Raw genomic sequence first — 5,909 nt, 5'->3', positions numbered from 1 at the left:
GAAGGTGGCCATCCCGCGTCACTTCGGGACAGCGACCGAACGTAGCCCATGACATTGCATGGTGCAAGACGCTGGTGCAACGACGCCTGTACGGCCACCGCCGGCCGGCGTCACCTCCTGAAGGAGGCGTCATGTCGGTCACGAACTTGATCATCATTGCCGGTGTCCTCGGCCTGTTCTCCCTCGCCACCACCGTCGGCCTGGCCGAGAGCAGGGCTCAGAGCCAGGCGTGGCAGCGGATCGCGGAAGAGCGCCGTGAGCTGCACGAATGGGAGGGGAGCCTGATCAGAGCCGCAGAACGTCGCGGCTGCGGCACCTGCGAGCTCCTGGCCGAGTACCTGCGCCGACGCGACGAGGACAGGCGCAGGGAGTGACGGCGGGCCGCACGTAAACGGTTGACCCCGCACCGTCCGCTACTTGGGAAAGACTTAAGGCTCATGCAATTGCACGGCGCACGGCGGTCGGGCACGCTTAGCCCAGCTGGACCCCAGTGGTTCGCATCACCTCCGTCCCGGGGTCCACGAGGGAAGGAGGCCGCCGTGATCGTCGGATCCGGCTCGCACGCCTCGCTCTCGCAGACGTGCCCCTCTCCCCGCCCTCGACTCCCCGAGTCCTGGGCATCCCCACAGCTTCCGGCCGGCTGTCGGAATTCGTCGTCGAGAAAGGTGAATCCGTGATGGTCATGATCCGCCACGTTCGTTCGAGTTCCGAGTCCCGCAAGGTCGCCCGCCGCCGTTCGGGGAGGTGGTCTCCATGATCGACATCGTCACGCTGATCCTGGTCGGGCTCGCCGCGCTGGCCGCCATCGCCACCATCGTGGGCGTCGTCGACGCCGCCCAGAACAAGGCATGGCGCCGGGTCGCCGCGGAGCGCCGTCGCAACTGGGAGATGCGCCAGGAACTGATGGGGCGCACTTCCGGCGGCGTCGACGCCTGGGGCGACGACTACGACGACTGAACGCGCAAAACCGGGGGGTTCTTGCGCCGAGGTCCGGTCGCCTACCGGCGGCCGGCCCGTCGTCGACCCCGCCGGCGAACCGGGGAGGGATCATGTTCTACAGCATCGTCGTGGCCGTCGGCCTGACCGTCCTGATCGGGATCTCCGTGGCAGTGGGGATCGCGATCGCCCACAAGAACGTCGAGAAGAAGCGGGAGGCGTTGCTCGCCAAGGACTGGGACCTCTGGATCCGCGAGAACCAGATCGTCACCGCCGCCGCGGTGACCGGCTGCCCGTGCTGTGCGCTGCTGCGCACGCGGGCGGAGCTGCAGAGCCCGGCGCCCGAGTAGCTACATCGCGCGACGGCCGCTGAGCGCCCTGCCCAGCGTCATCTCGTCCGCGAACTCCAGGTCCCCGCCCATCGGCAGGCCGGACGCCAGCCGGGTGACCGAGAGGCCGGGGAAGTCCCGGAGCAGCCGCACGAGGTAGGTCGCGGTGGCCTCGCCCTCGGTGTTCGGATCCGTCGCGATGATGACCTCGACGATGTCCGTCTCGTCCGTGGCGGGGCCGGTGCCGCCGAGCCGGGCGAGCAGCTCGCGGATCCGCAGGGAGTCCGGGCCGATGCCCGCCAGCGGGTCCAGCGAGCCGCCGAGCACGTGGTAGCGGCCCTTGAACTCGCGGGTGCGCTCGACCGCGAGCACGTCCTTCGGCTCCTCGACCACGCAGACGACGGTAGGGTCCCGCCGCGCGTCCGAGCAGTAGCGGCAGCGCTCGTGCTCCGAGACGTTGCCGCAGACCTCGCAGAACTGAACGCCCTGCTTCACCTTCTGCAGGACCTCCTGCAGCCGCGAGACGTCCATCGGATCGGCCGCGAGCAGGTGGAACGCGATGCGCTGGGCACTCTTCGGGCCGACGCCGGGCAACCGGCCGAGCTCGTCGATCAGGTCCTGGACCGGTCCCTCGAACACGTCAGGCGCCGGGCAGACCCAGACCGCCGCCGCCGAGGTCGCCCAGGCCGCCCGCGAGGGGGCCCATCTTCTCGGCCTGCAGCGCCTGTGCGGCGCGCGCGGCGTCCTGGATGGCGCCGACGATCAGGTCCTGCAGCGTCTCGACGTCCTCCGGGTCCACGATCTTAGGGTCGATGACGACGGACCGAACCTCGCCCGCCGCGGTCTGCGTGACCGTAACCAGCCCGTTCCCCGCCTGCCCGGTCACCTCGGACTCGGCCAGCTCGGCCTGTGCGGCCATGAGCTGCTCCTGCATCTTCTGGGCCTGCTGCAAGATCATCGCCATGTCCGGCTGGCCACCAGGTTGCACAGGAACTCTCCTCGTCCGGTCCACGATCGGCCCGCCCCGCGTGTGACGGCCCACCATGCAGCGTAGCCGTGCCAGGGTGTCCTGCGTGTCCGCCCCGCATCGTCTCGCCGTCGGGTTCGTCATCGCGCTCGCCCTGTGCAGCTGCGCCGCGGCGACGACGGGCGGCCCGGCCCCGGGGTCGGCGAGCAGCACGGCCGCGACGAGCGTCCCCACGACCGCCGGCCAGGGCTCCCCTACGCGCCCGGCAGCCACGAGCCCGGCCGCCACCGCGAGCCCCGCGGCCACCCTTGGCCCGCGGGCGAATGCCCCGGCTGCGGGCGCGGTCGTCGTCCTCGATCCCGGCCACAACGGCGGCAACGCGAGCCACGGCAGCGAGATCAACCGCCGGGTGCCGGACGGTCGCGGCGGCACGAAGCCCTGCAACACCACCGGGACCAGCACGAACGCCGGCTACTCCGAGCACGCGTTCGCCTGGGACGTCGCACAGCGGGTCCGGGCGTCGCTGGAGCAGCGTGGGGTTCACGTCGTTATGACGAGATCGGGCGACCAGGGCGTCGGCCCCTGCGTCGACGAGCGCGGTGCGACCGGGCGGAGGGCCGGCGCCGCGGCCGTCGTCTCGATCCACGCGGACGGCTCGGCGGCCGGGAACCGCGGCTTCCACGTCGCCTACTCCTCGCCCCCGCTCAACGACGCCCAGCGCGGACCCGCCCTGAACCTCTCGCGCGACCTCCGCGACGCCCTGCAGGGCGGGAACTTCGCCGCCTCGGATTACACCGGCCGGGACGGCCTCTCCCCGCGGCCGGACCTCGCCGGGCTGAGCCTGTCGACCGTCCCGGCGGCGCTGGTCGAATGCGCCAACATGCGCAACGCGCAGGAGGCGGCGCTCGTGTCGTCGGCCGAGGGGCGGGCCCGCTACGCCGCGGCGATCACCGACGGCATCATGCGCTTCCTGGCGCGCTGAGCTCCGCTGTCGCACCGTGAGGCGGACGGTGCAAACGAATCCCGTCACAAGCGGCGGAGCCGCTCCGCGCACGACCGGTTCAGCGAGGTTCGATCGTGCTCGCCCCGAGCTGGGACGCCAGCAGCTCGATCGCCGCCTCCTCCGGGTCCCGGCGCACCACCTGCTCGCCGCGGGAGGTGGCGGCTTCGGCGAGCATGGCCTCCTCGTCGTCCGGGGGAGGCTCGTCCGCGGGCGGTTCGGGGGGAAGCGGGATGCCGCTCTCGTCCGTGCCGGAGCGGCGGCGCGGGTCCGCGCCCTGTGACTGCTCGGGCCGCGACGGCCGCTCGTAGGACGGGCCCGGCTGCGGCTGGGCCTGCTCCGACGGCCGCTGGGGCTCGGGTCGCGACGCCCGCTGCGGGGCCTGGCGCTGCGGCGCGGCGGCGCGGGTGCGAGGGGGGGCCGCGGCCGGGGCAGCACCGTCACCGGACTCGCAGCGGACCCGCCACTGCACGCCGAGGACCGCCCGCAACGCCTCGACGATGACGTCCGTGTTCCGCGGGTCCGACAGCCGCCGGGCCAGCGGCGGCGAACCGATCGCGAGCACGAGGGTGTCGTCCTGCACAGCCCGGACGGTCGCGTTGACCAGCAGGGCCTCGGTGCTGCGGCTGCGCTGCCGGGCGGCGGCGAGGATCTCGGACCAGACCCGACGGACGGCGCCGGCGTCGAGCCCGGAGGTGCTGTCCGTGGAGGCCGCCGATGCCGCGGAGGCCGCGACGGGTGCCGGCGTGGGGGGCGGCTGCTCGACGCGGGAGGGCTCCCGCGCTACCGGTGCAGGGCCGGGGGGCGCCTCCGCAGAGCGTGGCGGCTCGGCCGGACGCTCGGCAGCGACCGGGCCGGCCGCCTCACCGGAGTCCGGAGCGGCGGCCTCGGCCGGCCGCGGGGCGTCGCCCGAGGGAGCGGGCTCGGCAGCGCCCGGCGGGGCAGCGGCTCCCGAGGCCGGGCCCTCCGCCTGCGCCACCGGGGACACGGCCTGCGCCGGACGGGCCTGCTCGGCGGGCGCCCGGGCGACCGGCGCGCTCGCGGCTTCGGGTGTCGGCTCCGGGGCCTGGTCCCTCACCCGCTCCACCGGCCGGACGAACTGCCGTCGAGCGCCGGTGTCCGCGCCCTCGCCACCGGAGGTGGCCGCCGGCTCGGGCGCGATCGCGTTCCGCCGCTCCAGGCGTTCGAGCCGCTCGAGGAGCGCGGAGTCCGAGGTGGTGGCCGCGGGCAGCAACATTCGCGCGCACAGCAGCTCCAGCAGGAGACGGGGCGCGGTCGCTCCGCGCATCTCGGTGAGCCCGTTGTGCACGATCTCGCTGTAGCGCGCAAGGGTGGCGGGACCGAGCCGGGCGGCCTGCTCGGTCATCCGGTTCAGCTCGTCGTCCGCCGCGTCGACCAGGCCCTGCGCCCCCGCGTCGGGGACGGCCTGGACGAGCATGAGGTCCCGCAGGCGCTGGAGGAGGTCCGCGGCGAACCGGCGGGGATCGTGCCCGGCCTCGACGAGCCGGTCCACCGCCTCGTACACCGACGCGCCGTCGGCCGCGGCGAGGGCGTCCACGACGTCGTCGATCAGGGCGACGTCCGTGACCCCGAGCAGCGCCATCGCCCGCTCGTAGGTGACGCCCTCGGGCCCGGCGCCTGCGAGCAACTGGTCCAGCACGGAGAGCGAGTCCCGGGCGGAGCCGCCGCCCGCCCGGATGACCAGCGGATACACCGCCGGGGCGACGATGACGCCCTCGTCGGCGCAGATCCGCTCGAGCAACGACCGGAGCGTGCCCGGCGGGATCAGGCGGAACGGGTAGTGGTGGGTGCGCGAGCGGATGGTCGGCAGGACCTTGTCCGGCTCGGTGGTCGCGAAGATGAAGACGAGGTGCTCCGGCGGCTCCTCGACGATCTTCAGCAGGGCGTTGAAGCCCTGCGTGGTGACCATGTGCGCCTCATCGACGATGAAGACGCGGTAGCGGGACTCGGCGGGCGCGTAGAAGGCCCGGTCGCGCAGCTCACGCGCGTCGTCGACGCCTCCGTGCGAGGCGGCGTCGAGCTCCACGACGTCGATCGAGCCGGGGCCCTCCGGAGCGAGCGCGATGCACGAGTCACAGACTCCGCAGGGATCCGGTGTCGGTCCCTGCACGCAGTTCAGCGAACGGGCCAGGATCCGGGCGGACGACGTCTTCCCGCAGCCGCGTGGGCCCGAGAAGAGGTACGCGTGGTTGATCCGGTTCGCGGTGAGCGCCGTGCCGAGCGGCTCGGTGACGTGTTCCTGCCCCACCACCTCGGCGAACTTCGCCGGGCGGTACTTCCGGTACAGAGCCAGCGCCACGTCCCCGAGGCTACCGACCGGGACCGACGATCCCGGCGGCGGGCACACAGCCGCGGGAGAAGACGAAAGGGGACCCCGCGCACCCGCCAGAGCCCGCTGACCCTTGCTGCCTTCCGGCCCTGGGGGAGTTCACAGGATGGACGCCGCGCGGGGTCCGTGGCCAAGTGTAGCCACCTCCGTGCGACGGGTCCCGCCTCGGGGGCACCGAAATCCGGTCGGTATGCTCCTCCGCGGAGGATTCGCCTAGTGGCCTAGGGCGCACGCTTGGAAAGCGTGTTGGGAGCAATCCCTCAGGGGTTCGAATCCCCTATCCTCCGCGCCAGTAGCGCAGCGAGAACGCCGGGCGGCCGAGCAGGC

The 5,909-nt window shown here is 73.2% G+C and carries 7 protein-coding genes, 1 tRNA gene and 1 other RNA gene; 5 read left to right on the top strand and 4 right to left on the bottom strand.

What is annotated here, in order from left to right:
- Positions 1-131 precede the first annotated feature (131 nt).
- The 3 genes from JWP64_RS01255 to JWP64_RS01245 all read left to right on the top strand — a co-directional run bounded on the left by JWP64_RS01255 (position 132) and on the right by JWP64_RS01245 (position 1,286).
- Entirely contained in the window at positions 132-374 is a 243-nt protein-coding gene (locus tag JWP64_RS01255) for a hypothetical protein (RefSeq protein WP_297491198.1), read from the top strand.
- Positions 375-753: 379 nt separating this feature from the next.
- Positions 754-957 (top strand): hypothetical protein, encoded by a 204-nt coding sequence (locus JWP64_RS01250; protein ID WP_297491195.1) that lies wholly within the window; start codon positions 754-756, stop codon positions 955-957.
- Between the two features lie 92 nt (positions 958-1,049).
- Positions 1,050-1,286 carry a hypothetical protein gene (locus tag JWP64_RS01245; RefSeq protein ID WP_297491193.1) on the top strand — a complete coding sequence of 79 codons (237 nt, stop codon included), beginning with the start codon at positions 1,050-1,052 and terminating at the stop codon, positions 1,284-1,286.
- On the opposite strand, the gene recR is transcribed toward JWP64_RS01245, so the two are convergent.
- Together recR and JWP64_RS01235 are read right to left on the bottom strand one after the other, a co-directional pair.
- Complete coding sequence (gene recR / locus JWP64_RS01240; protein ID WP_297491191.1) at positions 1,287-1,904, bottom strand: recombination mediator RecR; 618 nt, start codon at positions 1,902-1,904, stop codon at positions 1,287-1,289.
- Between the two features lies 1 nt (position 1,905).
- The gene (locus tag JWP64_RS01235) at positions 1,906-2,229 is read right to left on the bottom strand and encodes a YbaB/EbfC family nucleoid-associated protein (RefSeq protein ID WP_297491188.1); all 324 of its coding nucleotides are present in this window, start codon (positions 2,227-2,229) and stop codon (positions 1,906-1,908) included.
- Positions 2,230-2,338: 109 nt separating this feature from the next.
- Between JWP64_RS01235 and JWP64_RS01230 the strand changes: the two genes are divergently transcribed.
- On the top strand, positions 2,339-3,214 hold the full coding sequence (locus tag JWP64_RS01230) for an N-acetylmuramoyl-L-alanine amidase (protein WP_297491185.1): 876 nt from the start codon (positions 2,339-2,341) through the stop codon (positions 3,212-3,214).
- 79 nt (positions 3,215-3,293) lie between these two features.
- Here the strand turns inward: JWP64_RS01230 and JWP64_RS01225 are convergent, their stop codons facing one another.
- Positions 3,294-5,552, bottom strand: coding sequence for a DNA polymerase III subunit gamma and tau (locus tag JWP64_RS01225; protein ID WP_297491183.1), 2,259 nt, complete (start codon positions 5,550-5,552; stop codon positions 3,294-3,296).
- A 64-nt stretch (positions 5,553-5,616) separates the two neighbouring features.
- Positions 5,617-5,711, bottom strand: an RNA gene (gene ffs, locus JWP64_RS01220) — signal recognition particle sRNA small type.
- A 73-nt stretch (positions 5,712-5,784) separates the two neighbouring features.
- On the opposite strand from ffs, the gene JWP64_RS01215 reads away from it, so the two are divergent.
- Positions 5,785-5,869: transfer RNA gene (locus JWP64_RS01215), tRNA-Ser, on the top strand.
- The last annotated feature ends 40 nt before the right edge of the window (positions 5,870-5,909 follow it).

Origin of the sequence: Pseudonocardia sp. (assembly GCF_025465255.1) — a bacterium.
Classification (GTDB): domain Bacteria; phylum Actinomycetota; class Actinomycetes; order Mycobacteriales; family Pseudonocardiaceae; genus Pseudonocardia.
Note: the sequence above shows the minus strand (reverse complement) of the source record. Positions and strands in the feature narration are given on the sequence as shown.